The organism is Cyanobacteriota bacterium, from assembly GCA_025054735.1.
Classification (GTDB): Bacteria; Cyanobacteriota; Cyanobacteriia; order SKYG9; family SKYG9; genus SKYG9.
In genome coordinates this window covers 1-2,995 of the sequence record JANWZG010000442.1, presented here as the reverse complement: position 1 = coordinate 2,995, position 2,995 = coordinate 1, and the positions used below count along the sequence as shown (strand labels likewise).

The window sequence follows — 2,995 nt, the reverse complement described above, 5'->3', positions numbered from 1 at the left end:
CCTGTATATTGAAGATAGACACCTAGTTAAACGGGCAGATGCAGCCACGGTGGCTTACTAACTGGTTTATGAAACAACAAGCAGGCCAGTGGTTATGGCTCTTGAGCTGGGGAGCTATCCTCTTGCTTACTAACCGTTGGATTTCTTGGCAAGCCAGCATTACCGACCTGTCTGCCCAGGATGTCCTTTCCTATGCACAAATTGCTGAAGCAGCACCAGCCTTGCCGACGATCGCCATTGGGTTTCAATATGCTCAGCGGTTGATATCCCCCTACGTGGTGGGCACCCTAGCTAGCCTTACCCACTGGCCGCTTCCCCTCTGCTTCCGTATAATCACGTACAGTTGTCTGGGGGCGATTGTCCTAGTTATGCAGCATCTCCTACAACGGTTTCGTCTCACCCCAGCAGACTACAGATTTTGTCTAGGACTACTAATTCTCAATCCCTACCTACTGCGCTATTACCTGCTCGTACCAGGGATGTTACCAGACGTGGTGTTCGTCTTGGGTACAGCCGTCATTCTCTGGGGACTGGTGGCTGTGCAGGGGACGATCGTGGTGGCTGGACTCGCTCTAGGGGCGATCGGGCGACAAACGGCCCTGTTGGTGATCCCAGGACTACTCCTATGGATCTGGAAATCTGCCGAATGGCAGTCCCAGTCTTGGCCTGCTCGATTACGCATCACCGTTGCGATCGTCCTAACACCCAGCTTGATTTATCTGCTCACAGCCCAGCTAGCTCACCAGTTTGCCCTCCCATCCATCAATACCGTCATCCTCACTAGACTGTTAACCTGGATGGCCAGCCCAGAATTTAGCTGGTTGCTGCTGGGTGATCATTGTCTGCGATTAGTCATGCCTATGCTGGCAATTGCTAGTCTGCTCCTTGGCGTTGCTGTGGCTCGATCGACATCACCCTTGAGCACTCAGTCCCAGACTCTAGCTATCATTGCCTGTCTACTGATGACAGTTGGTGTCATTGCCCAGCCCTTTATTGCTGGCCCTGCCATCACCGGACAAAACGCCACTCGCCTTGCTGCCTTAGGACTGTTGCCTATGATTACAGCTCTAGCCCTAGCGCTCCAGCATTATCACCTGCTAACCACTGCTACACCCCCCTTACGCCATATCCTCCTTGGTGTTGGTGTTGTTATCGGCTCACTACACCATCTCTACACCACCCCGGCCCTACCCAATGCAGCTAGTTTTGCTGCGGTGCAAATAACTCTAGCTCTCCTATTTGCAACGTCAATAAGGTTGATCCGTAGAAGTACACGAGCTAGTTAGAAGGTCTGTGGTAAACACGTAAGTCCCTCACTACGAAGCTCAATGACCTTTATGAGACTCTTCAGAACGTTAGGGTGTTGGCAACCAATTGAAGTCGCCACCGCGATCTTGTAAGAACCATGATGCCTCAATAAGCTTAATGGTTGCCGTAGTGAGTGAAGGAGAAACCACTACGCTAAGCCTTAGCGTGAAAACTCAAATAATCTGCAAAAACAAAACCTATTTAAAGATTCCGTGAAGTTACTGATAATTTGGTTTTACAATTTGCAATTTTAGAGGGAGATGGCTTATCATCTGTGAGGCCCTTGCGCAATATCACTGAGACTGAACGATGAGTCGGGCATGTAGACGTAAAATGAGCGGTTTACAATCTGTTTTAGATCGGTTCTCGAATTTATCAAACCTCTCTCTAGACTGGAGCACAATCATAGTTGTCTTGGTGTTCATGGCTCCTGCGTGTATGTACGGATATCACCTGATGAGAGTAGTAGCCGCCAAAGGTAAGTGGTGCTCTGTGACATTCAATCCTCCAGATGTTGGTCAAGGCCACTCGTTGCGAAGAAACAGTACTACCCACTACGGAAGTAAGTGCGATGTACAACCAAATCGAGAAGGGTTTACCGTTCGAAAGAGGACATGGTGAATGTATATGGTTTGTATCGCTTGGTGATTTTTGCAAGCCTGCCATTTTGAACTGCCTACAGTTGTAAGACCTGTGTACTAGATCTAATGACAGGTGAGCTACGTCCATGTGGGGGTGCCATTTGCTCCGGCCAAGCTCTAGAGGTTCGGTTGCGTTAGGGTTAGCGGGGTTAGCCATCCTCACGGCAGATGACATGGCAATTAGACTGATGACTCTCAGCAACCAAGCCCATAGTCATGGTTGAGCACGCCTCATGATCTTCACGCCTTATGATTTTGAGTCTCCTAAGTGAATAAAGACTTCACCTTTTCTAGCTGGACGAGATGAAGCCTTGGTTGTTCCCTGATAGCTACTCACTGCTACTGACTGGAGATGGCTAAATAGAGCGCTTCCAGCAAATTTGACAAACTTGAGAATGGGAAATTGACTCTCGAGCAGGTTATCAGCAGCAACCCAGTCTAGGTAAACGTAGCCGCTATTAGGAGTAGGAAGGGGTGAAATAGTCGTCTGAAAGCGATCGCTGGTGAACAGAGAGTTCGTAGTCGGTGCCTGCAATGCTTGATGGATAGCATCAATAGAACTAGCGACTAACTCATAGTCTCCCACAGTGGCATGTGCGCCTTTAACATTGACATCTAGCGTCAATGATGAGCTGCTAGCTTGCTGTCTAGCTGGATTAGTTGCAAGGGCAGTCCATGTGGACACGGGTTGTTCGTCTATTTGGAGTGTGCCAATGCTTAACCCCTGACGGCGGGCAAGCTGATCCAAACGCTCCAAGGCAGCAGCAGTGGCTGGCGATCGCTGGGTTACAAACACCCAATCCAAGGCTAGAGCATTCCCCTGATAGGAAGTTGCTGGGGTCATGGGGTGCAAGATAGCCAATGCATAGTCACCAGTAACCCAAGGCACAATATCTTGAGCTACATCTATGCCCCATTGGGCTTGTAGGCTATCTATCCATACCTTAATCAGGGTTGCCGTTAAGTCTAGATCAGCATCGGTAGCAAACCACCCCTGCCATTGCTGTTGTAGGTTGTTGCTGGCGATGGCCATCAAGCAGTCAGCC

Annotated in this window: 2 protein-coding genes; one reads left to right on the top strand and one right to left on the bottom strand. The window is 49.5% G+C overall.

All coding sequences use genetic code 11. The annotated features are described in order from the left end of the window. Positions 1-68: 68 nt before the first annotated feature. Positions 69-1,286 (top strand): hypothetical protein, encoded by a 1,218-nt coding sequence (locus NZ772_16515; protein MCS6815159.1) that lies wholly within the window; start codon positions 69-71, stop codon positions 1,284-1,286. 910 nt (positions 1,287-2,196) lie between these two features. On the opposite strand, the gene NZ772_16510 is transcribed toward NZ772_16515, so the two are convergent. Beyond that, positions 2,197-2,995 (bottom strand): DUF3352 domain-containing protein (locus tag NZ772_16510; GenBank protein MCS6815158.1); only part of this gene is annotated, 799 nt, incomplete at its 5' end.

Excerpts from the sequence above, each read along its gene's own strand:
- NZ772_16515 (MCS6815159.1), top strand. The coding sequence starts at position 69 with ATGAAACAACAAGCAGGCCAGTGGTTATGGCTCTTGAGCTGGGGAGCT.